The sequence below is a fragment of the Citrobacter sp. CFNIH10 genome, from assembly GCF_002934585.1.
Taxonomy (GTDB): Bacteria; Pseudomonadota; Gammaproteobacteria; order Enterobacterales; family Enterobacteriaceae; genus Citrobacter_A; species Citrobacter_A amalonaticus.
This window is the reverse complement of sequence record NZ_CP026216.1, coordinates 4,306,653-4,327,578: the sequence shown is the minus strand read 5'-3', so window position 1 is coordinate 4,327,578 and position 20,926 is coordinate 4,306,653. Positions and strand designations below refer to the sequence as shown.

Below are 20,926 nucleotides of genomic sequence, written 5' to 3'. Positions count from 1 at the left end.
ATGATTAATTTGCGGTATCGAGCGTCGACAGCTCTTTATCGATAAAATACAAACCTTCGCCGCTTTTTCCTGCCAGCGTTAATTTATCAATCACCGATTTAAACAATTTCTCTTCTTCATGCTGTTCGGCAACATACCATTGCAGGAAATTAAAGGTCGGATAATCCTGACTAGTCATTGCGGCATGCGCCAGTTCGTTAATTTTCTGGGTGATCAACTGTTCGTGTTCGTAAGTCACACGGAATAACTCATCCAGCGATGCATATTCAGCAAAAGGCGATGAGACGGTATTAATGCGCGGCAGGCTGCCGGTATCGGTCAGATAGTCAAACAGACGCTGCATGTGCGTCATCTCTTCCTGCGCGTGGCGACGCAGGAACGCGGCGGCACCTTCAAAGCTGTGGTAGCTACACCAGGCACTCATCTGCTGATAGAGCAGGGAGGAATATAATTCCAGGTTCATTTGCTCATTCAGTTTGTCGATCATTTCTGTTTTCAGCATGACTTCGCTCCACAAAATTCATAAATATGTTGATGTGGCGTCACTATAATTTGTTATTTAAATATTTGCAAAAGGTAAAATAATAAATTTAATTATTAAAAATACGAATGGGAATAAAACGCATTTGCGCTATAAAATAATTAGCGCGGGATAAATCAGGCCAGTTAATACTGGCCCGTAAATTAATAATAATGAGGTGCTGCTTGCGAAATGGCGATGCCCTGACATTGCCAGGAGAGTGTAATTTTCGTGTTCATACACAGGGAGCCTGCATAAACACTGCAGGTGCTGACGGGTTGACCGAATGGCAGGGCGCTGGCATAGCCTAGTTGCTGACACGCGCGTGTGGCGGTGCCCTGGGCGATATAGTCGTCGGTATAGGCGTTTTGCAGCATCGCCTGATCGTAACTCAATCGCACAACGCCGGTTGTCGCGCTGGCATCACTCACCTGTGCCTGTCTGTTGATCGCGCATCCCGTCAGGAGTATCAGTGAGAGGGCAATAAAAAGAGTCTTCATGGTATCGCTCTGAATGTTCGGTGATACGCTATCCTAATTCACACATCAGCGTTTCAATGGCCTGAATAACTTATAGATCAGCAACGACTAATTCACACGACGACGGTCATTTTGCGGTCACCTGAAGAAAATGTGAAATTATCCATCATTTTTAAAACCATCTTTCATAAAATTTGAAAGTATGTTTGCTAAGTAGTACTGTGCGGTATCGTGATGACTCAAGGCGGGACTTCCCGCATCGCATTCAGGAGAAGACAGAATGAAAATTGCACTGATGATGGAAAACAGCCAGGCGGGTAAAAACGCCATCATTCACCGCGAGCTCAAAGCGGTGGCGGATGAAAAGGGTTTTCCGGTATTCAACGTCGGGATGAGCGACGAGAATGACCACCACCTGACCTATATCCATCTTGGCATCATGGCGAGCATTCTGCTGAATTCAAAAGCGGTTGATTTTGTGGTGACCGGCTGTGGTACAGGCCAGGGCGCGTTGATGTCACTGAATATTCATCCGGGCGTGGTGTGTGGCTACTGCATTGATCCGGCGGATGCCTTCCTGTTCGCGCAGATTAACAACGGTAATGCGCTGTCTCTGCCGTTTGCGAAAGGGTTTGGCTGGGGAGCGGAACTGAACGTGCGCTTTATCTTCGAGAAAGCCTTTACGGGGCGCAATGGCGAAGGTTACCCGCCAGAGCGTAAAGAACCGCAGGTGCGTAACGCCGGGATCCTTAACCAGGTCAAAGCGGCGGTCGTTAAAGACAACTATCTTGATACGCTGCGTGCCATCGATCCGGAACTGGTGAAGACGGCAGTTTCTGGGCAGCGTTTCCAGCAATGCTTCTTTGAAAATGGCCAGAGCAAAGAGATTGAAGCGTTCGTTCGCGAAATCCTCGGCTAATTTTTGCTGACAAGCCGGAGGGCGTAATGCGCATCCGGCTTTCCACTTTACTTCCTGGCAGACACCGCGCTGCCCGCCTCTTTCACCAGTCGTAACGTCTCCACCATGCCAGTCAGGCAGATAAGCGCGATGACCACAAAAACCAGACGAAAGCTGATGCCGCTAAACTGAATCCCGAGGGACAGCACCAGCAAAATAAGCCAGACAGGCGTGCTGAAGGTGATCTGGGTGGCAGAAGAGATTCTTCGTTTGCTTTCTGTGGTTCGAGCTTCTTGCATCGTGCACTTGCCATTCAAAAAAAACGATAAAAATTCACCAGAACTGATATTGCTGTAGGTAATTGATTTATCGGTGAAAGAGTCGCAAATGCAAAGAATATGTTAAGTATAAAACGTGATGCAAATCACGAAGTAGTTGATTTTTGTGATGATGGTCATACTATATGCGCATAGACGATAACACCTGCATAACAAAATAGTTGGAGTCATGGCATGAAACTGCGCAAAATCCTGAAAAGCATGTTTGAAAATTATTGCAAAACGTTTAAAGACGTACCGCCGGGCGATATGTTCCGCTGATAAAAAACCTGCTTCGGCAGGTTTTTTTATACCCGTCGTCCGCGGCGTCAGGTGTGGCTATCGTTTCGGCCTCTGAATCGGTACTATGACGGTCTTTCATCACTAACAGGAACGCCTGCTATGTCCCAACCGCTGAATGCCGATCAGGAACTGGTCTCTGACGTTGTCGCCTGCCAGCTCGTCATCAAACAAATTCTCGATGTTCTCGACGTGATTGCTCCCGTTGAAGTTCGCGAAAAAATGACCAGCCAGCTGAAAAACATTGATTTTTCAACGCATCCCGCAGCTGCCGATCCCGTCACGCGGCGCGCTATCCAGAAAGCGATCGCACTGATTGAACTGAAATTCACGCCGCAGGGCGAAGCGCACTAAAATAAGCCATTGTTTTATATTATAGAAATACTTTTTGCAATGCCTCCCAAAGTGGAGGCATCAGGCTGAAAAGGCTTTGCGAATTGGCCTGCCGGGGAGTGAAATGCAGGCCAATAGCGTGGTCAATTAATGCTGTTGATAATTGACGACGTTGAGCACGTGCTGATCGGTCTGCTCAGGGCACAGTCCCGCGCGTTTGGCGCTACGCACTTCCTCAAGAATCGTTTGTAACAACAGCCCATCTTGCTGCTGTTCTTTTTCCAGAGCGTGGAGAAAATTCAGGGTAGGCGCATCGTTCAGGGCTTCCGCTTCGTTGGTGAGCTGCGAAAGCGTGCTGGCGCGCTGCTCATAATCTTCCATTGTTTTCTGAAACAGTTCTTCCAGCGAATGTAAGTCTTCGCCTGGTACATCAATGGCCTTAACGACCGGATTCGCCCCGGCATTTTTCATGAAGTTAAAGACGCGCATCATTTGGGTGACATTACTCTGGGCTTGAGTACGTAAGAAAGTCGCAGTACCCATCAGACGGTGTTCAGAACACCACTCACTCAGATGGAGGTAGAGATTGGAAGCATAAAACTCAAGATTCATTTGATTATTGAGTTTGTTTACCATTCCAACTGCAGCCATATCAATATCCTTATTTCCTGATAGAAGGGATGTGCAGCGCTAATCTGCACAACTTACTGTTAGCAGAATACGTCCATTCTGCCAGTCCATTATGTGATCGAAGAGTCAATTCCATCGCGAATCGAAAATAAGCATACCTGCATCAACGGAATAAGAAAATCCTTAAATGGCATTGTTTATGATTTTTTACACATTACTGAAGTTAATACATCACCCCGTATTTGGTAAACAGAATGTGAAATTATATATCTGATTGATTTTGTTGAATCTTGAATGGTTTTATGATTTTGAAATAATGTTTTAAGTCACAAAAGTGGATAGTTTAGCGTGGTAATATCAGAATATTGATAATCTTTACCGTCCCTGCCGCGATAATAATCCTGTGAAACCGTTCTGGCAGAAATAATGCCAGTTTGTCTCTTACTAAAAATCAGGGCAGCGACATCTTGTTCAATTATAACCGAATGATTAATTCGTCATTTTCGGTGTTATCAGCCTGTAATAAATGAGGAAAGGTGAATGAAAAGAGTGGCCGTCTTGCTGGCATCGGGTTTCGAGGAAGCGGAAGCGATCGTTACTATTGATATCTTGCGTCGTCTGAATATTGACGTCGATACCCTGGCCTGCGCGGAATCTCGCGCCGTCGTGAGCTACCACAATGTCCCAATGGTCACCGATTACACGCTGGCGGGGCAGCAGGAGCGCCTGTATGACGCGGTGGTGCTGCCGGGCGGCCCACAAGGGAGCGTAAACCTGGCGGCGAATCCACAGGTTATTGAGTTTGTCTCGCGCCATGATGCCGCCGGAAAATTAATTTGTCCCATTTGTTCAGCGGCCGCTCGTGTATTAGGCGGCAACGGCTTACTGAAGGGGCGCCGTTATGTCTGCTCAGGCGATCTCTATAAAACGGTGACTGATGGCGTTTATGTTGATGCGCCGGTTGTGGAGGATGGGCATCTCCTGAGTGGTAAAGGATTAGGCCATATTTTTGATTTTGCCCTGACGCTGTCAGCCCGTTTGTTAGGCGATGACCAACCCGTTCGTGAACATGCTGAACATATCTATTATCCCTGGTAATTCGTTTGTACCCGAATACAGGGGGATTCGGGTACAAGGACTTGTGAGCTGACCTTATGGATTAATGTGCTACGCCACTTTTTATTTGTCTGACAATTACCCCATTTCTTATGTCATTTTCCGCTGAATTTATGTACGCAATTACTGTAATTCTGCGGTGTGATGCCGCTCTCCTATGGAGAATCAATTTCCCGCTACAACTATTCCAGCACTGGCACTTATCTTGAGTTCTTTTGGTAATGCCTTGTTTTTCGTCTGAATTACATAAAGTCGTTGAATATTACCCTACATAAAATGACGCTAAAGCTGGAGTTAACCATGCACAAATTCACTAAAGCGCTGGCAGCCATCGGTTTGGCTGCCGTTATGTCACAATCCGCTATGGCAGAATCGATGAAACTGGGTTTTCTGGTGAAACAACCGGAAGAACCCTGGTTCCAGACGGAGTGGAAATTTGCCGATAAAGCCGGGAAAGATTTGGGCTTTGAAGTGATTAAAATTGCGGTGCCGGACGGCGAGAAGACGCTGAATGCGATCGACAGCCTGGCGGCGAGCGGGGCGAAGGGGTTTGTTATTTGTACCCCGGATCCAAAACTGGGTTCCGCTATTGTCGCGAAGGCGCGCGGCTACGACATGAAAGTGATCGCCGTGGACGATCAGTTCGTCAATGCCAAAGGCAAACCGATGGATACCGTCCCGTTGGTGATGATGGCGGCAACCAAAATCGGCGAACGTCAGGGCCAGGAACTGTATAAAGAGATGCAGAAACGGGGTTGGGACGTCAAAGACACCGCGGTTATGGCGATTACGGCCAACGAACTGGATACCGCACGTCGTCGTACCGGCGGTTCGATGGAAGCGCTGAAAGCCGCCGGTTTCCCGGAAAAACAGATCTACCAGGTTCCTACCAAATCTAACGATATCCCCGGCGCATTTGATGCTGCCAACTCCATGCTGGTTCAGCACCCTGAAGTTAAACACTGGTTGATTGTCGGCATGAACGATAACACGGTACTCGGCGGCGTGCGCGCCACAGAAGGCCAGGGCTTTAAGGCGGCGGACGTGATCGGCATTGGTATTAATGGCGTTGACGCAGTGAGCGAACTGTCGAAAGGGCAGGCGACCGGCTTCTATGGCTCACTGCTGCCAAGCCCGGACGTTCACGGTTATAAATCCAGCGAAATGCTCTACAACTGGGTGACTAAAGGCGCAGAACCACCGGCATTCACCGAAGTGACTGACGTGGTGCTGATCACCCGTGACAACTTCAAAGAAGAGCTGGCGAAAAAAGGGTTAGGCGGTAAGTAAGACGACAGCAAGTGAAAAGCCGGATGGCATCGCTCATGTCGCCATCCGGCAACCGGTTAGAACGATACTGACTCACGGAGACGTTATGCAACAGTCTACCCCGTATCTCTCATTTCGCGGCATTGGTAAAACCTTCCCCGGCGTTAAAGCGCTTACGGATATCAGTTTTGACTGTTACGCCGGTCAGGTGCATGCGCTGATGGGTGAAAATGGCGCCGGGAAATCAACGCTTTTAAAAATTCTCAGCGGTAACTATGCGCCAACCACGGGCTCTTTGGCGATTCGCGAGCAGGAAATGCGCTTCGCGGATACCACCGCCGCGCTGAATGCCGGCGTTGCCATTATTTACCAGGAATTACATCTCGTGCCGGAGATGACCGTTGCCGAGAATATCTATCTCGGGCAACTGCCACACAAAGGCGGCATTGTGAACCGCACTCTGCTTAATTATGAAGCGGGTTTACAACTTAAACATCTGGGGATGGATATCGATCCTGCGACCCCTCTGAAATATCTCTCCATCGGCCAGTGGCAGATGGTGGAAATTGCCAAAGCACTGGCGCGCAACGCCAAGATTATTGCCTTCGATGAACCGACCAGTTCGCTCTCTGCAAGGGAGATCGAAAACCTGTTCCGGGTGATCCGCGAACTGCGTAAAGAAGGGCGCGTCATTCTGTATGTTTCGCACCGCATGGAAGAGATTTTCGCGCTCAGTGATGCGATTACCGTGTTTAAAGATGGCCGTTACGTGAAAACCTTTACCGACATGCAGCAGGTCAACCACGATGCGCTGGTGCAGGCGATGGTTGGGCGCGATCTGGGCGATATTTACGGCTGGCAGCCACGTCCCTATGGCGCAGAACGCCTGCGCTTGCATGCCGTAAAAGCGCAGGGCGTACGCACACCCATCAGCCTTACGGTACGCAGCGGCGAAATCGTTGGGCTGTTTGGGCTGGTAGGCGCGGGCCGCAGTGAGTTAATGAAAGGCTTATTTGGCGGCACCCGTATCAGCGAAGGGCAGGTGTACATCGACGAAAAACCGATTGATATCCGCAAGCCGGCGAATGCTATCGCGGCAGGCATGATGCTGTGCCCGGAAGACCGGAAAGCGGAGGGGATCATCCCGGTGCATTCGGTACGTGACAACATCAACATCAGCGCCCGGCGTAAGCATGTGCTGGGGGGATGTGTGATCAACAACGGATGGGAAGAAACCAATGCTGACCAACACATTCGCTCGCTGAATATCAAAACCCCCAGTGCCGAACAGTTAATTATGAATCTCTCCGGTGGTAACCAGCAAAAGGCGATTCTCGGTCGCTGGCTATCGGAAGAGATGAAAGTGATTTTGCTCGACGAACCGACACGCGGCATTGATGTTGGCGCGAAGCACGAAATTTATAACGTTATTTATGCCCTGGCCGCACGCGGCGTTGCCGTGCTGTTCGCCTCCAGTGACCTGCCGGAAGTCCTCGGCGTGGCTGACCGCATTGTGGTGATGCGGGAAGGAGAGATCGCCGGGGAATTACTTCACGAACAGGCGGATGAGCGCCAGGCGCTAAGCCTTGCGATGCCTAAAGTTAGCCAGGCTGTCGCCTGAGAAAGGAGAGAATGATGTCTTCCGTAACAACTTCCGGATCGGGCGCACCAAAGTCGCCATCACCCTTTAGCCTGGGACGTATCTGGGACCAGTATGGCATGCTGGTGGTCTTCGCCGTCCTGTTCCTCGCCTGCGCTATTTTTGTGCCGAACTTCGCAACATTCATCAACATGAAAGGGCTGGGGCTGGCGATCTCCATGTCGGGCATGGTGGCCTGCGGCATGTTGTTCTGCCTGGCATCAGGAGATTTTGACCTGTCCGTGGCGTCGGTGATTGCCTGTGCCGGGGTGACCACGGCGGTGGTCATCAACATGACCGAAAGCCTGTGGATTGGCGTGGGGGCGGGTCTGTTGCTGGGGGTGCTGTGCGGGCTGGTTAACGGCTTCGTGATTGCACAACTCAAGATCAACGCGCTGATCACCACGCTGACAACGATGCAAATCGTCCGTGGTCTGGCATACATCATTTCCGACGGTAAAGCGGTGGGGATTGAAGACGAGCGCTTCTTTACCCTCGGCTACGCCAACTGGTTCGGCTTACCGGCGCCGATCTGGCTCACGGTAGGCTGCCTGATTATCTTTGGCTTGTTGTTGAACAAAACCACTTTCGGGCGCAACACGCTAGCGATTGGGGGCAACGAAGAGGCGGCGCGTCTGGCCGGGGTGCCGGTGGTGCGTACCAAAATCATTATTTTCGTGCTCTCCGGTCTGGTCTCTGCGGCGGCCGGGATTATCCTCGCCTCGCGTATGACAAGTGGACAGCCGATGACCTCCATTGGCTATGAACTGATCGTCATCTCCGCCTGCGTGTTAGGCGGCGTTTCCCTGAAGGGCGGCATCGGAAAAATCTCATATGTGGTGGCGGGTGTCCTGATCCTGGGGACCGTGGAGAATGCGATGAACCTGCTGAACATTTCGCCCTTCGCCCAGTACGTCGTACGCGGCTTGATCCTGCTGGCAGCAGTGATCTTCGACCGTTACAAACAAAAAGCCAAGCGTACGGTCTGATAAAAAAGTCTAACTTTTTAGTCTAGTTCCTCTCCTTTGCCAGCCGCTACACCCGGCTGGCAATTGTCTTTGCAAATGGCGAGCATCGTCACACTGTCTATACTTACGGTTGCTTATGAGGCGCGATTCGCGCGGCTCAGATATAACAATAAGGAGGAGTACCGGGTGGCAGAACCGTTAACCGTAACCCCTGAACAGTCCGTGCACTATGCTTATTTTTTTGATCTCGATGGAACCCTTGCGGAGTTAAAGCCGCATCCAGACCAGGTGGTGATTCCTCCCACGATCCTTCAGATGCTCCACCACCTTGCAGAACGCAACGCAGGGGCTTTGGCATTGATTTCAGGGCGCTCAATGGTTGAACTTGACGCGTTGGCTCACCCCTGGCGCTTTCCGCTGGCAGGGGTGCATGGGGCTGAACGCCGTGACATCAATGGGAAAATGCATATTGTGCATCTCCCTTCGGCAATAGAACGCGATATTAGCGTGCAGTTACATACGGCGCTGGCGAAACTGCCGGGGACGGAGATGGAAACCAAAGGGATGGCGTTTGCGCTGCACTATCGACAGGCGCCAGAACATGAAGCTGCGCTGCAGGCGCTGGCACTGCGTATTACGCAAACCTGGCCGCAGCTTGCGCTCCAGCAAGGGAAGTGCGTTGTCGAAATTAAGCCGAAAGGCACCAATAAAGGTGAAGCGATAGCCGCGTTTATGCGTGAAGCGCCGTTTGCCGGGCGGGTCCCTGTTTTTCTGGGTGACGATCTGACCGATGAGACCGGGTTTCGCGTGGTGAACGAGGCGGGTGGTATTTCAGTGAAGGTGGGAGAGGGGGAGACGCAGGCGCAATGGCGATTAGCCGGGGTGCCAGACGTCTGGCGCTGGCTGGAGTCTGTTTACACTGCACAACAAGAAACAACCATGAATGACAGGAGAGATGGCCATGAGTCGTTTAGTCGTAGTATCTAATCGAATTGCGCCCCCCGATAACAAAACCAGTGCAGGCGGCCTGGCCGTTGGTGTGCTGGGCGCGCTGAAAGCGGCGGGGGGACTGTGGTTCGGTTGGAGTGGCGAGCTGGGTAACGAGGATCAGCCATTAAAAAAGGTCACCCGGGGCAATATCACCTGGGCGTCGTTTAACCTGAGCGAAAAAGACCACGAGGAGTATTACAACCAGTTCTCTAATGCCGTGTTGTGGCCCGCCTTTCACTACCGTTTAGATCTGGTGAATTTTCAGCGCACCGCCTGGGAAGGCTATCTGCGGGTGAACGCGCTGCTGGCAGATAAGCTGCTGCCGTTACTGAAAAAAGATGACATCCTCTGGATTCATGATTATCACCTTTTGCCGTTCGCCAGCGAACTGCGTAAACGTGGCGTGAATAATCGTATTGGTTTCTTCTTACACATTCCTTTCCCAACGCCGGAAATCTTTAACGCGTTGCCGTCATCGGAAGAGTTGCTTGAGCAGTTATGCGATTTTGACCTGCTGGGATTCCAGACTGAAAACGACAGGCTGGCCTTCCTTGACTGTCTCTCCAGCCTGACGAGAGTCACGACTCACGATACGCGCAGCCACACGGCCTGGGGAAAATCGTTCAGCACCGAGGTGTATCCCATCGGAATCGAGCCGCAGGAGATTGCCCAGCAGGCTTCTGGTCCACTGCCGCCAAAACTGGCGCAGCTGAAAGCGGAGCTGAAGAATCTAAAGAATATCTTTTCCGTTGAGCGACTGGATTACTCAAAAGGGTTGCCAGAGCGTTTTCAGGCCTACGAGGCGTTGCTGGAGAAATACCCTCAGCATCACGGAAAAATCCGTTATACGCAGATTGCGCCCACTTCACGTGGCGATGTGCAGGCGTATCAGGATATCCGTCACCAGCTTGAGACAGAAGCCGGGCGCATTAACGGTAAATACGGGCAACTGGGCTGGACGCCACTGTTCTATCTCAACCAACATTTCGACCGCAAATTACTGATGAAAGTGTTTCGCTATTCAGATGTAGGGCTGGTCACGCCGCTGCGAGATGGTATGAATCTGGTGGCGAAGGAATTCGTTGCTGCCCAGGATCCCGCCAATCCAGGCGTTCTGGTGTTGTCTCAGTTCGCCGGTGCGGCAAATGAGCTGACCTCAGCGCTGATCGTTAATCCTTACGATCGCGATGAAGTCGCGGCGGCGCTGGATCGTGCACTCACAATGCCGCTTTCCGAGCGTATTTCGCGGCATGCTGAGATGCTGGAAGTGATTGTCAAAAACGACATCAACCACTGGCAGGAGCAGTTTATCTGCGATCTAAAGACGATCACCCCGCGCAGCGCTGAAACTCTTCAGCAACGGAAAGTCGCGACGTTTCCAAAGCTTGCCTGAGCGAGGTTTTTGGGGATCAATCTCCTTCAAGCGGGACCAGCAGGACATCCACCAGGCTTGAACTCACCACACTTTTCGCCGAGCAGGAGGCTCGCGAAAAGAAGCTATGGTTGTGGTTGCCACAGATGACCAGATCCACGTCGTGTTTGCGGCACACGTCCAGAATATGCTCGCTTAACTCGCCGTAGGTAATGAACGTCTGCGCGATCGGATAGCCCGCCTCTTTCCCCAGTTTTTCAAGAAAATCAGTGGTCTCTTCATGCATTACCGCGCGTAAATCCTCCAGCATGGGGGCGGCAAATTGATTGTATAACTCGGGGTCGGAGGCGAGGGTGATGAGGCTGATTCGTGCGTTGACGGGACGGGCAATGGAGACGGCTTTCGCCAGGAGTTGTTGGCTTTCCGGGGTGACTGCCACGGCGACAAGAATGTGGGTGTAGCTCATAACTCGCTCCTTATTGCAAGAATATGAGGTGGTTCTTCAGCATTACTCCGATTTGCTGACAACTGCAATGCCTCTATATGACAATAATGTGAACGCTATCATAATTATTCATTAATATTCCTTATAGGTGTAACTCAGGAATAACTAAAAAAGTTAACCAAATCGATTGACTTAAATTAAATCAGCGAGTCAATCAAAATTTGGTTTAACAAATTCATGTTCGTGATTAATCGCAATCTAATCATAAACTCTGCGTATTCATAAAAAATAAGTAACAAATAACATGTTGTTTCACAAGCATAAAAATAATTTTGCTTGCGCAGGCGGATAAATGCATTTCAATTATTTTACTTACGTGATATTAACGCTGGTTGCGTAAAATCTTTCGCTGCCCCTGACGCTTGATTTAATACCCGTGAGAATAAAATGGCGTTTTGCTGATTAATTTCCCAGCAAAATAAAAGCCCAACTGATGGATTTATGTTAACGATTAAGTTAATTTATGTGAAGTGCATCACATATTTTCCAAATTCGCAGCGTGGATTTGTTGTATGTCTCGGGTGTGACGAGTACAGTTGCGTCGAATTAGGAAAAATCTTAGGCATTTGTAAGAATTCATGTGCTCGCGTTACAACCAGGCAAGATGCCAGCGTGACGCGCGCATTGATGTTTTAAGCGCCTGAGTCGAAGGTATGTGTTTGACCTATTTGATTTTTTTACCGGGAATTCCCGGCGACATCACGGGGTGCGGTTTTTCCGCATAAAAATAAAAGTTGGTTATTCTGGATGGGAATAATGCATACATCCGAGTTGCTGAAACACATTTATGACATCAATTTGTCATATTTACTCCTTGCACAGCGTCTAATCGTTCAGGACAAAGCGTCCGCCATGTTTCGTCTCGGAATCAATGAGGAAATGGCGACCTCTCTGGGGGCGCTGACCCTTCCGCAAATGGTAAAACTGGCAGAAACGAATCAGCTTGTGTGTCATTTCCGTTTCGACAGTCATCAAACCATTACGCGTCTGACTCAGGATTCCAGAGTAGACGATCTCCAGCAAATTCACACCGGTATCATGCTGTCCACGCGTCTGTTAAGTGATGTCAATCAGGCTGATGAAACCGCGCGTAAGAAAAGGGCCTGATGATGAGTGAAAAAAGCATTGTTCAGGAAGCTCGTGATATCCAGTTAGCGATGGAATTGATCACACTGGGTGCCCGTTTGCAAATGCTGGAAAGCGAAACGCAGTTAAGCCGCGGTCGCCTCATCAAGCTGTACAAAGAACTTCGCGGCAGTCCCCCGCCAAAAGGCATGCTGCCGTTTTCCACTGACTGGTTTATGACCTGGGAGCAAAATATTCATGCTTCCATGTTCTGTAATGCCTGGCAGTTCTTACTTAAAACGGGCCTGTGTAGCGGTGTTGATGCCGTCATTAAAGCGTATCGACTGTACCTGGAACAGTGTCCGCAGGGTGAAGATGGACCGCTGTTGGCGTTGACTCGCGCGTGGACGCTGGTGCGTTTTGTCGAAAGCGGCTTGCTTCAGTTATCAAGCTGTAACTGCTGTGGTGGTAATTTCATTACCCACGCTCACCAACCTGCGGGCAGTTTTGCCTGCAGTTTATGCCAGCCGCCTTCCCGTGCGGTAAAAAGACGTAAACTTTCCCAGGATGCTGCCGATATTATTCCACAACTGCTGGATGAACAGATCGAACAGGCTGTTTAACCGATACGGTGTGGACGAAACACTCCAGCAGCGGTAAGTCATTACCGCTGCTTTTTTTTGCCTCGCCAACGCGTTAACGCCCCGACTGCGCATCCTGTCATAGTCAACAGCAGAAGGATGATGTCGTGCTTATCTTATTAGGTTACCTGGTGGTTATTGGTACAGTTTTCGGCGGTTACATGATGACTGGTGGAAACCTGGGGGCACTCTATCAACCGGCTGAATTTGTCATCATCGGTGGCGCGGGAATAGGGGCATTTATCGTGGGTAACAACGGTAAAGCCATCAAGGGGACACTGAAAGCGCTGCCGTTACTGTTTCGTCGTTCGAAATACACCAAAGCGATGTATATGGATCTGCTGGCACTGCTCTATCGCCTGATGGCTAAGTCTCGCCAGCAGGGGATGTTCTCGCTTGAACGAGACATTGAGAACCCGAAAGAGAGCGAAATTTTTGCCAGCTATCCCCGTATTCTGGCCGACTCGGTGATGCTGGAATTCATCGTCGATTACCTGCGCCTGATCATCAGCGGCAACATGAATACCTTCGAGATCGAAGCGCTGATGGACGAAGAGATTGAAACGCACGAAAGTGAATCGGAAGTCCCGGCCAACAGCCTGGCACTGATGGGAGATTCACTGCCGGCGTTTGGTATCGTTGCGGCGGTGATGGGGGTTGTACACGCCCTTGCGTCAGCGGATCGACCGGCTGCAGAACTGGGCTCACTGATTGCCCATGCGATGGTCGGTACATTCCTCGGTATTCTGCTGGCCTACGGTTTTATTTCACCGCTTGCCAGCGTCCTGCGTCAGAAGAGCGCGGAAACGAGCAAGATGATGCAGTGTGTGAAAATCACGTTGCTGTCAAATCTGAACGGTTACGCCCCGCCGATCGCCGTCGAGTTTGGACGTAAAACGTTGTATTCCAGCGAGCGCCCGTCATTCATTGAACTGGAAGAACATGTTCGCGCCGTGAAAAACCCGAACCAACAGCAGCAGACGACGACTGAGGGCGCATGAAGAATCGGTCTCATCCTATCGTCGTGGTTAAACGGCGCAAACATAAGGGGCATGGCGGCGGCGCACACGGATCGTGGAAGATTGCTTACGCTGACTTTATGACCGCCATGATGGCCTTTTTTCTGGTGATGTGGCTCATTTCCATCTCCAGCCCTAAAGAACTGATTCAGATTGCCGAATACTTCCGTACCCCGCTGGCGACGGCGGTGACGGGAGGGAATCGCATTTCCAATAGCCAGAGCGCGATTCCTGGCGGTGGCGATGACTTTACCCAGCAACAGGGTGAGGTGAATAAGCAGCCGAACCTCGATGAACTGAAAAAACGTATGGAACAAAATCGCCTGAGCAAACTGCGTGGCGACCTCGATCAGCTCATCGAATCGGATCCCAAACTGCGGGCGCTGCGTCCGCATCTGAAGATTGACCTGGTGCAGGAAGGGCTGCGTATTCAGATTATCGACAGCCAGAATCGCCCGATGTTTAAAACCGGTAGCGCTGAGGTTGAGCCTTATATGCGTGACATCCTGCGGGCAATCGCTCCGGTGCTGAACGGTATTCCCAACCGTATCAGCCTGTCCGGGCATACGGATGATTTCCCTTACGCGAACGGTGAGAAAGGCTATAGCAACTGGGAGCTCTCTGCCGATCGCGCCAATGCTTCGCGGCGTGAACTGGTACAGGGCGGTCTGGATGACGGAAAAGTATTACGGGTGGTCGGCATGGCCGCCACGATGCGTATGAGCGATCGCGGTCCGGATGACGCCATCAACCGCCGAATCAGTCTGTTGGTGCTGAACAAACAGTCCGAACAGGCCATTTTGCATGAAAACGCTGAAAGCCAGAACGAGCCGGTAAGTGTATTACAACAGCCTGAGGCCAGTCCGCAGGTAAGCGTTCCCACATCGCCACCAGCCAATCCGAGGTGATAGCGTGAGCATGGATATAAGCGATTTTTATCAGACTTTTTTTGATGAAGCTGACGAGTTGTTGGCTGACATGGAGCAACATCTGCTCGATCTGGCGCCCGAAGCGCCGGATGCCGAGCAACTGAATGCCATATTTCGTGCAGCGCACTCCATCAAAGGGGGCGCCGGCACGTTCGGCTTTACCGTTTTGCAGGAAACCACGCATCTGATGGAGAACCTGCTGGATGATGCGCGTCGCGGTGAGATGCAGCTCAATACCGCCATTATCAACCTGTTTTTGGAAACGAAAGATATTATGCAGGAACAGCTCGATGCCTATAAAAGTTCGCAGGAGCCAGATGCCGCCAGTTTCGAATACATCTGCACGGCATTACGCCAGTTAGCGCTGGAAGCAAAAGGTGAAACCGCGCCAGCGGTGGTGGCGAATGCCCGACTGAGCGTGGTCGACAACACGACACCTGACGACGTGGTCGTGGCAGAAGAAGCGAAATTACGCATCTTTCTCTCGCGCCTGAAGGCCAGTGAAGTGGCCCTGCTGGAAGAAGAGCTGGGCAATCTGTCCACCCTGTCTGATGTCGTCAAGGGCGAAGACAGACTGGCGGCCACGCTTGATGGCGACATTGCAGAGGATGACGTCATTGCCGTGCTGTGCTTTGTGATTGAAGCCGACCAGATTGCCTTTGAGAAAGTGGTGACAGCGACGGCACCCGCGGTCCAGCCGGAAGTGTCTGAAGTGGCTGAAGTGGTTGCGGTCGAACAGCCTGTCGTCGCCGTCCCAGCGGTGAAAGCGGTTGGCAGAGAAGCGCAAACCGGACGCGTAGAGCGGGAAAAACCGGCACGCGCCAGTGAATCCACCAGCATTCGCGTGGCGGTGGAGAAGGTAGATCAGCTGATCAACCTGGTCGGTGAGCTGGTGATTACCCAGTCAATGCTGGCCCAGCGTTCGAACGAACTCGACCCGGTCAATCATGGCGATCTCATCACCAGCATGGGGCAGTTACAACGTAACGCCCGCGATCTGCAGGAATCGGTGATGTCGATTCGTATGATGCCCATGGAATACGTGTTCAGCCGCTTCCCGCGTCTGGTGCGCGACCTGGCGGGCAAGCTTGGTAAACAGGTTGAACTGACGCTGGTCGGCAGCTCGACGGAACTCGACAAGAGCCTGATTGAACGCATTATCGACCCGCTAACGCACCTGGTGCGTAACAGCCTTGACCACGGTATCGAACTGCCGGAAAAACGCATGGAATCTGGTAAGAATGTGGTGGGCAATCTGATTTTGTCGGCGGAACATCAGGGCGGCAACATCTGCATCGAAGTGACCGATGACGGGGCTGGACTGAACCGCGAGCGCATTCTGGCGAAGGCGATCTCCCAGGGGATGGCGGTCAATGAAAACATGACCGATGACGAAGTGGGGATGCTGATTTTTGCCCCAGGCTTCTCGACGGCCGAGCAGGTGACCGACGTTTCCGGACGCGGCGTGGGTATGGATGTGGTGAAACGGAATATCCAGGAGATGGGTGGCCACGTTGAAATCCAGTCGAAGCAAGGGACCGGCACCACCATTCGTATTTTGCTGCCGCTGACGCTGGCGATCCTCGACGGCATGTCCGTGCGCGTCGCCGACGAAGTCTTCATTCTGCCGCTGAATGCGGTGATGGAATCCCTGCAACCACGTGACGATGATCTGCATCCGCTGGCAGGGGGCGAGCGTGTGCTGGAAGTACGCGGCGAATATCTGCCGCTGGTTGAGTTGTGGAAAGTCTTTGAAGTGGAAGGGGCGAAAACCGAAGCCACCCAGGGCATCGTGGTGATCCTGCAAAGCGGCGGTCGCCGTTACGCGCTGTTGGTCGATCAGTTGATCGGTCAGCACCAGGTGGTGGTTAAAAACCTGGAGAGTAATTATCGCAAAGTGCCGGGTATTTCAGCCGCCACTATTCTTGGCGATGGCAGCGTCGCGCTGATTGTGGATGTCTCCGCCCTGCAGGGTTTAAATCGCGAACAACGTATGGCGATCACCGCCGCCTGATTGAGTAAGAAAGGGTAAAATATGACCGGTATGACTAATGTAAGCAAACTGGCCGGCGAGCCGTCAGGTCAGGAATTCCTGGTGTTTACGCTGGGAGATGAAGAGTACGGTATCGACATCCTGAAAGTGCAGGAGATCCGTGGTTACGATCAGGTCACGCGCATTGCCAACACGCCTGCCTTCATCAAAGGGGTGACCAACCTGCGCGGCGTGATTGTGCCGATTGTCGATCTGCGCGTGAAGTTCTGCCAGGGTGATGTTGATTACAACGATAACACCGTGGTGATTGTGCTGAATCTGGGACAGCGCGTGGTGGGGATCGTTGTCGATGGCGTGTCTGATGTGCTGTCGCTGACCGCAGAGCAAATCCGTCCGGCACCGGAATTTGCCGTAACGCTGTCAACGGAATACCTGACCGGACTCGGTGCGCTGGGCGACCGGATGTTGATTCTGGTGAACATTGAGAAACTGCTGAACAGTGACGAAATGGCGCTGTTAGATATGGCCGCCTCTCACGTCGCCTAATCGCATGATCAGATGACGGCGTAAACGCCTTATCCGGCCTACCACCTCAACGTAGGCCGGATAAGCGAAGCGCTATCTGACAGTCAACCGTTATGCTCCGACCTGCTGTGACACCGCCTCCTCCTCACTCTCTTCCAGTAAGCCTTCGTTTTGTGCCAGCATCGCCGTCGCAATACCGTTACCTAACACGTTAATGGCGGAACGGCCCATGTCGAGAAAATGGTCGATACCCATCAGGAGCAAAATGCCGGCGACCGGAATGTTAAAGCTCGGAATCGTTGCCGCCAGCACCACTAACGCGGAACGCGGAACGCCGGCAATACCTTTTGACGCCAGCATCAGCGTGAGCATCAGGACGCTAATCTCAGCAAACGACAGATGAATGTTGTAGGCCTGCGCGATAAACATCGACGCAAAAGAGCAGTAAACCATTGAACCGACCAGGTTGAACGAGTAACCAATGGGCAGCACGAAAGAGACGATGTTGCGCGAGCAGCCAAATGTCGTCAGTTGCTCCAGCGTTTTCGGATAGGCCGCTTCAGAACTGCTTGTGGTAAAGGCCACCAGAACCGGATCCTTGAGCATACCAAGCAGGCGAAACACCTCTTTTTTCAGTACCAGATATCCCACTGCCAGCAACACCAGACAGGTCATCAGAATTGCCACGTAATAACCGCCAATGAACGAGGCGTAGTTGAGCAAAATGCCCAATCCTTCGGTGGCGATCACCGAGGAGATGGCGGCAAAAATGGCCAGCGGGGCGACGTACATCACGTAGCCGGTCACTTTCAACATAATGTGGGAAACCACGTCCAGCGCCGCCACCAGCGGGGTATTGAATTTTTCGCCCAACGACGCGCCGCCGATCCCGAAGAACATCGAGAACACCACAATCTGCAAAATTTCGTTATTGGCCATCGCACCGGCAATGCTGGTAGGAATGGTATGTGACAGGAAACCTTTCAGGCTCATCCCGCCGACGGCGAGACCGGTATCCACGGCTTCTTTCGGGATAGCCAGATTGAGTCCGCTGCCGGGTTGTTCCAGGGTGACAATAAAAAGGCCCACCAGAATGGAAAGAATAGAAGAGCTGATGAACCAGATCATCGCTTTGCCGCCCACACGTCCGATGGTGGACGTCTCGCCAAGACGCATAATGCCCACAGTCAGAGTGCTGAACACCAGGGGGGCGATAACCATCTTAATTAAACGTAAGAAGATGTCGGTGAGGAGGGTGATGTTATCCGACCAGGCGGCAATGACGCTTTCGGATGTATACGAGTGAATAACCGCACCTGACACAATACCTGCCAGCATGAAAATCACGATGAATATCGTGAGTTTATTTGCATTTGCCACTAAAAATCCCTCGGGCTGAATTTAACAATTTTTTATCAGCGATACATATGTTTTATGTATTTAATTACGCCAAATCATTTCCTACCTAACCTGGAGTAATTCGTCGTGGGTTACAACTTTTTTTTATTATTTGCTTATTTTGTTGTATTCATGACCGCGTACTTTTTAGCACGGGATAGCATAAACGTCTGTGACTGCCAGCCACGCGTCTGCCATCTCAGTGACAGGGTGGAGTGGATATCGCCTTCTGACCTGGATTTCCCTTTCGCAAACGTAAAGTTCTTATCAAGGGTGCCGATAACGTTGTTAACTCGTTTTCAGGAAGGTGCCTTATGTTTAACCGTATCCGCGTTGTCACAATGCTGATGATGGTGCTGGGGGTTTTCGCACTGCTACAGCTTGTCTCTGGTGGTTTGCTGTTTTCGTCTTTACAGCAGAATCAAAAAAGTTTTGTTATTTCCAACGATCTACGCCAACAGCAGAGTGAACTGACCTCGACATGGGATCTGATGCTGCAAACACGTATCAACCTCAGTCGTTCCTCTGCACGCATGATGATGGACGCCAACAATCAGCAGAGTAGTGCAAAAAACGATCTGCTGAAGAGCGCGAAAAATTCCCTCGCTCAGGCGGCAGAGCACTACGCCAGATTTAAAGCTATCGATCCGCTGCCAGAGATGGTGGAGGTCAGCAACAATGTGGACGAAAAATACCAGAACTATTTTGCCGGTTTAACCGAACTGGTGCAGTTCCTGGAAAGCGGCAACATGGATGCCTTTTTCGCGCAACCGACGCAGGGAATGCAAAACGGGCTCGGCGACGCGAAGAGCAAGTACGCCAGCGTCAGCGAAAAACTCTATCGCCAGGCGTTTGATGAAAGCGCGCGCGACTACCAGTTTGCGCAGTGGCAACTCGCCATTCTGGCGGTGGTGCTGGTGCTGATCCTGGTGGTGGTGTGGTACGGCATTCGTCACACCCTGCTCAACCCGCTTGCCAGCGTCATCGCTCATATTCGTGAAATCGCCGGCGGTAACCTGACCAACACGCTGACCGTTGCCGGACGTAATGAAATTGGCGAACTGGCTGGTAGCGTCGATCACATGCAGCGCTCGCTGGTAGACACCGTCACCCAGGTGCGCGAAGGCTCCGATGCCATCTACGCCGGTACCACGGAAATCGCCACCGGCAACACCGATCTTTCATCGCGGACCGAACAACAGGCGTCGGCGCTGGAAGAGACGGCGGCCAGCATGGAAGAGTTAACCGCGACGGTGAAACAGAACGCCGACAATGCCCGACAAGCGTCGCAACTGGCGCAGAGCGCCTCGGAAACCGCGCAGCACGGCGGCAAAGTGGTGGATAACGTCGTTAAAACGATGCATGAAATTGCCGGTAGCTCGAAGAAAATTGCCGACATTATCAGCGTTATCGACGGTATTGCCTTCCAGACCAATATCCTGGCGCTGAACGCCGCGGTGGAAGCCGCGCGAGCAGGTGAGCAGGGGCGTGGCTTTGCGGTGGTCGCCGGTGAGGTACGTAATCTGGCCAGTCGCAGTGCGCAGGCGGCAAAAGAGATCAAAGCGCTGATTGAAGATTCCGTTTCGCGCGTGGATACCGGCTCCGTGCTGGTCGAAAGCGCGGGCGAGACCATGAACGATATCGTCAATGCGGTGACCCGCGTGACCGACATTATGGGCGAAATTGCCTCTGCTTCTGATGAACAAAGCCGTGGCATCGATCAAGTGGCGCTGGCGGTTTCTGAAATGGACCGCGTGACGCAGCAAAACGCCTCGCTGGTCCAGGAATCCGCAGCCGCTGCGGCCGCGCTGGAAGAACAGGCCAGCCGACTGACGATGGCGGTCTCCGCATTTCGTCTTGCCGCGCGTCCTTATGCGGTAAAAACCAAAGAAGAACGGACTTCTGCAGACGCGCCCCGCAGCGCGCAGAAGCCCTCGTTAAGCATGGAGCACGATACTAACTGGGAAACATTTTGACCGAAATTTAACACTGCGGCCGTTGCCGCCTGATGGGAGCGTTG

22 protein-coding genes are annotated in these 20,926 nt (G+C 51.8%); 16 read left to right on the top strand and 6 right to left on the bottom strand.

What is annotated here, in order from left to right:
• Positions 1 to 4: 4 nt before the first annotated feature.
• Positions 5 to 502, bottom strand: a complete 498-nt coding sequence (ftnA, locus tag C2U53_RS24950; RefSeq protein WP_042318344.1) for a non-heme ferritin — start codon at positions 500 to 502, stop codon at positions 5 to 7.
• Positions 503 to 684: 182 nt separating this feature from the next.
• Positions 685 to 1,020, bottom strand: a complete 336-nt coding sequence (locus C2U53_RS24945) for a YecR-like lipofamily protein (RefSeq protein ID WP_043000316.1) — start codon at positions 1,018 to 1,020, stop codon at positions 685 to 687.
• A gap of 259 nt (positions 1,021 to 1,279) precedes the next feature.
• On the opposite strand from C2U53_RS24945, the gene C2U53_RS24940 reads away from it, so the two are divergent.
• On the top strand, positions 1,280 to 1,918 hold the full coding sequence (locus C2U53_RS24940; RefSeq protein WP_043000317.1) for an RpiB/LacA/LacB family sugar-phosphate isomerase: 639 nt from the start codon (positions 1,280 to 1,282) through the stop codon (positions 1,916 to 1,918).
• 47 nt (positions 1,919 to 1,965) lie between these two features.
• Here C2U53_RS24940 and C2U53_RS24935 read toward each other — a convergent pair whose 3' ends face one another.
• Complete coding sequence (locus C2U53_RS24935) at positions 1,966 to 2,196, bottom strand: hypothetical protein (protein WP_043000318.1); 231 nt, start codon at positions 2,194 to 2,196, stop codon at positions 1,966 to 1,968.
• A 213-nt stretch (positions 2,197 to 2,409) separates the two neighbouring features.
• Between C2U53_RS24935 and azuC the strand changes: the two genes are divergently transcribed.
• A complete protein-coding gene (gene azuC, locus C2U53_RS24930) occupies positions 2,410 to 2,496 on the top strand; it encodes a stress response protein AzuC (RefSeq protein ID WP_086513008.1) in 87 nt (28 codons plus the stop codon).
• Positions 2,497 to 2,616: 120 nt separating this feature from the next.
• Positions 2,617 to 2,868, top strand: a complete 252-nt coding sequence (locus tag C2U53_RS24925; RefSeq protein WP_043000319.1) for a DUF2766 family protein — start codon at positions 2,617 to 2,619, stop codon at positions 2,866 to 2,868.
• A gap of 126 nt (positions 2,869 to 2,994) precedes the next feature.
• Here the strand turns inward: C2U53_RS24925 and C2U53_RS24920 are convergent, their stop codons facing one another.
• On the bottom strand, positions 2,995 to 3,498 hold the full coding sequence (locus C2U53_RS24920; RefSeq protein WP_043000320.1) for a non-heme ferritin-like protein: 504 nt from the start codon (positions 3,496 to 3,498) through the stop codon (positions 2,995 to 2,997).
• 519 nt (positions 3,499 to 4,017) lie between these two features.
• On the opposite strand from C2U53_RS24920, the gene C2U53_RS24915 reads away from it, so the two are divergent.
• The 6 genes from C2U53_RS24915 (at position 4,018) to otsA (ending at position 10,852) form a co-directional block, all read left to right on the top strand.
• Positions 4,018 to 4,575 (top strand): DJ-1/PfpI family protein, encoded by a 558-nt coding sequence (locus C2U53_RS24915; protein ID WP_043000321.1) that lies wholly within the window; start codon positions 4,018 to 4,020, stop codon positions 4,573 to 4,575.
• Positions 4,576 to 4,893: 318 nt separating this feature from the next.
• The gene (araF, locus tag C2U53_RS24905) at positions 4,894 to 5,883 is read left to right on the top strand and encodes an arabinose ABC transporter substrate-binding protein AraF (protein WP_043000322.1); all 990 of its coding nucleotides are present in this window, start codon (positions 4,894 to 4,896) and stop codon (positions 5,881 to 5,883) included.
• An 85-nt stretch (positions 5,884 to 5,968) separates the two neighbouring features.
• Positions 5,969 to 7,483, top strand: a complete 1,515-nt coding sequence (gene araG / locus C2U53_RS24900; RefSeq protein ID WP_044328750.1) for an arabinose ABC transporter ATP-binding protein AraG — start codon at positions 5,969 to 5,971, stop codon at positions 7,481 to 7,483.
• A 14-nt stretch (positions 7,484 to 7,497) separates the two neighbouring features.
• Positions 7,498 to 8,490, top strand: coding sequence for an arabinose ABC transporter permease AraH (araH, locus tag C2U53_RS24895; protein ID WP_104446618.1), 993 nt, complete (start codon positions 7,498 to 7,500; stop codon positions 8,488 to 8,490).
• A 165-nt stretch (positions 8,491 to 8,655) separates the two neighbouring features.
• Positions 8,656 to 9,456 (top strand): trehalose-phosphatase, encoded by an 801-nt coding sequence (gene otsB, locus C2U53_RS24890; protein ID WP_043000325.1) that lies wholly within the window; start codon positions 8,656 to 8,658, stop codon positions 9,454 to 9,456.
• A complete protein-coding gene (gene otsA, locus C2U53_RS24885) occupies positions 9,431 to 10,852 on the top strand; it encodes an alpha,alpha-trehalose-phosphate synthase (RefSeq protein ID WP_043000326.1) in 1,422 nt (473 codons plus the stop codon). Before otsB ends, otsA begins: the two co-directional genes overlap by 26 nt.
• A 16-nt stretch (positions 10,853 to 10,868) precedes the next feature.
• Here the strand turns inward: otsA and uspC are convergent, their stop codons facing one another.
• Complete coding sequence (gene uspC / locus C2U53_RS24880; protein ID WP_043000327.1) at positions 10,869 to 11,297, bottom strand: universal stress protein UspC; 429 nt, start codon at positions 11,295 to 11,297, stop codon at positions 10,869 to 10,871.
• A gap of 795 nt (positions 11,298 to 12,092) precedes the next feature.
• Between uspC and flhD the strand changes: the two genes are divergently transcribed.
• The 6 genes from flhD (at position 12,093) to cheW (ending at position 17,529) form a co-directional block, all read left to right on the top strand.
• Positions 12,093 to 12,443 (top strand): flagellar transcriptional regulator FlhD, encoded by a 351-nt coding sequence (gene flhD, locus C2U53_RS24875; RefSeq protein WP_043000328.1) that lies wholly within the window; start codon positions 12,093 to 12,095, stop codon positions 12,441 to 12,443.
• Between the two features lie 2 nt (positions 12,444 to 12,445).
• Positions 12,446 to 13,024: a flagellar transcriptional regulator FlhC gene (flhC, locus tag C2U53_RS24870; RefSeq protein ID WP_042318680.1), complete on the top strand. Its 579-nt coding sequence runs from the start codon at positions 12,446 to 12,448 to the stop codon at positions 13,022 to 13,024.
• A 125-nt stretch (positions 13,025 to 13,149) separates the two neighbouring features.
• Positions 13,150 to 14,043, top strand: a complete 894-nt coding sequence (gene motA, locus C2U53_RS24865; protein WP_043000329.1) for a flagellar motor stator protein MotA — start codon at positions 13,150 to 13,152, stop codon at positions 14,041 to 14,043.
• Complete coding sequence (gene motB, locus C2U53_RS24860) at positions 14,040 to 14,969, top strand: flagellar motor protein MotB (RefSeq protein WP_043000330.1); 930 nt, start codon at positions 14,040 to 14,042, stop codon at positions 14,967 to 14,969. Before motA ends, motB begins: the two co-directional genes overlap by 4 nt.
• Positions 14,970 to 14,973: 4 nt before the next feature.
• Positions 14,974 to 17,004: a chemotaxis protein CheA gene (gene cheA / locus C2U53_RS24855; RefSeq protein WP_104446617.1), complete on the top strand. Its 2,031-nt coding sequence runs from the start codon at positions 14,974 to 14,976 to the stop codon at positions 17,002 to 17,004.
• A gap of 21 nt (positions 17,005 to 17,025) precedes the next feature.
• Positions 17,026 to 17,529 (top strand): chemotaxis protein CheW, encoded by a 504-nt coding sequence (cheW, locus tag C2U53_RS24850; RefSeq protein WP_043000332.1) that lies wholly within the window; start codon positions 17,026 to 17,028, stop codon positions 17,527 to 17,529.
• A gap of 90 nt (positions 17,530 to 17,619) precedes the next feature.
• On the opposite strand, the gene C2U53_RS24845 is transcribed toward cheW, so the two are convergent.
• Positions 17,620 to 18,888: a dicarboxylate/amino acid:cation symporter gene (locus tag C2U53_RS24845; RefSeq protein WP_044327049.1), complete on the bottom strand. Its 1,269-nt coding sequence runs from the start codon at positions 18,886 to 18,888 to the stop codon at positions 17,620 to 17,622.
• 332 nt (positions 18,889 to 19,220) lie between these two features.
• Here C2U53_RS24845 and tar point away from each other — a divergent pair, with 332 nt between their 5' ends.
• Entirely contained in the window at positions 19,221 to 20,882 is a 1,662-nt protein-coding gene (gene tar, locus C2U53_RS24840) for a methyl-accepting chemotaxis protein II (RefSeq protein WP_044264796.1), read from the top strand.
• The last annotated feature ends 44 nt before the right edge of the window (positions 20,883 to 20,926 follow it).

Excerpts from the sequence above, each read along its gene's own strand:
- ftnA (WP_042318344.1), bottom strand. The coding sequence starts at position 502 with ATGCTGAAAACAGAAATGATCGACAAACTGAATGAGCAAATGAACCTG.
- C2U53_RS24945 (WP_043000316.1), bottom strand. The coding sequence starts at position 1,020 with ATGAAGACTCTTTTTATTGCCCTCTCACTGATACTCCTGACGGGATGC.
- C2U53_RS24940 (WP_043000317.1), top strand. The coding sequence starts at position 1,280 with ATGAAAATTGCACTGATGATGGAAAACAGCCAGGCGGGTAAAAACGCC.
- C2U53_RS24935 (WP_043000318.1), bottom strand. The coding sequence starts at position 2,196 with ATGCAAGAAGCTCGAACCACAGAAAGCAAACGAAGAATCTCTTCTGCC.
- azuC (WP_086513008.1), top strand. The coding sequence starts at position 2,410 with ATGAAACTGCGCAAAATCCTGAAAAGCATGTTTGAAAATTATTGCAAA.
- C2U53_RS24925 (WP_043000319.1), top strand. The coding sequence starts at position 2,617 with ATGTCCCAACCGCTGAATGCCGATCAGGAACTGGTCTCTGACGTTGTC.
- C2U53_RS24920 (WP_043000320.1), bottom strand. The coding sequence starts at position 3,498 with ATGGCTGCAGTTGGAATGGTAAACAAACTCAATAATCAAATGAATCTT.
- C2U53_RS24915 (WP_043000321.1), top strand. The coding sequence starts at position 4,018 with ATGAAAAGAGTGGCCGTCTTGCTGGCATCGGGTTTCGAGGAAGCGGAA.
- araF (WP_043000322.1), top strand. The coding sequence starts at position 4,894 with ATGCACAAATTCACTAAAGCGCTGGCAGCCATCGGTTTGGCTGCCGTT.
- araG (WP_044328750.1), top strand. The coding sequence starts at position 5,969 with ATGCAACAGTCTACCCCGTATCTCTCATTTCGCGGCATTGGTAAAACC.
- araH (WP_104446618.1), top strand. The coding sequence starts at position 7,498 with ATGTCTTCCGTAACAACTTCCGGATCGGGCGCACCAAAGTCGCCATCA.
- otsA (WP_043000326.1), top strand. The coding sequence starts at position 9,431 with ATGAGTCGTTTAGTCGTAGTATCTAATCGAATTGCGCCCCCCGATAAC.
- uspC (WP_043000327.1), bottom strand. The coding sequence starts at position 11,297 with ATGAGCTACACCCACATTCTTGTCGCCGTGGCAGTCACCCCGGAAAGC.
- flhD (WP_043000328.1), top strand. The coding sequence starts at position 12,093 with ATGCATACATCCGAGTTGCTGAAACACATTTATGACATCAATTTGTCA.
- flhC (WP_042318680.1), top strand. The coding sequence starts at position 12,446 with ATGAGTGAAAAAAGCATTGTTCAGGAAGCTCGTGATATCCAGTTAGCG.
- motB (WP_043000330.1), top strand. The coding sequence starts at position 14,040 with ATGAAGAATCGGTCTCATCCTATCGTCGTGGTTAAACGGCGCAAACAT.
- cheW (WP_043000332.1), top strand. The coding sequence starts at position 17,026 with ATGACCGGTATGACTAATGTAAGCAAACTGGCCGGCGAGCCGTCAGGT.
- tar (WP_044264796.1), top strand. The coding sequence starts at position 19,221 with ATGTTTAACCGTATCCGCGTTGTCACAATGCTGATGATGGTGCTGGGG.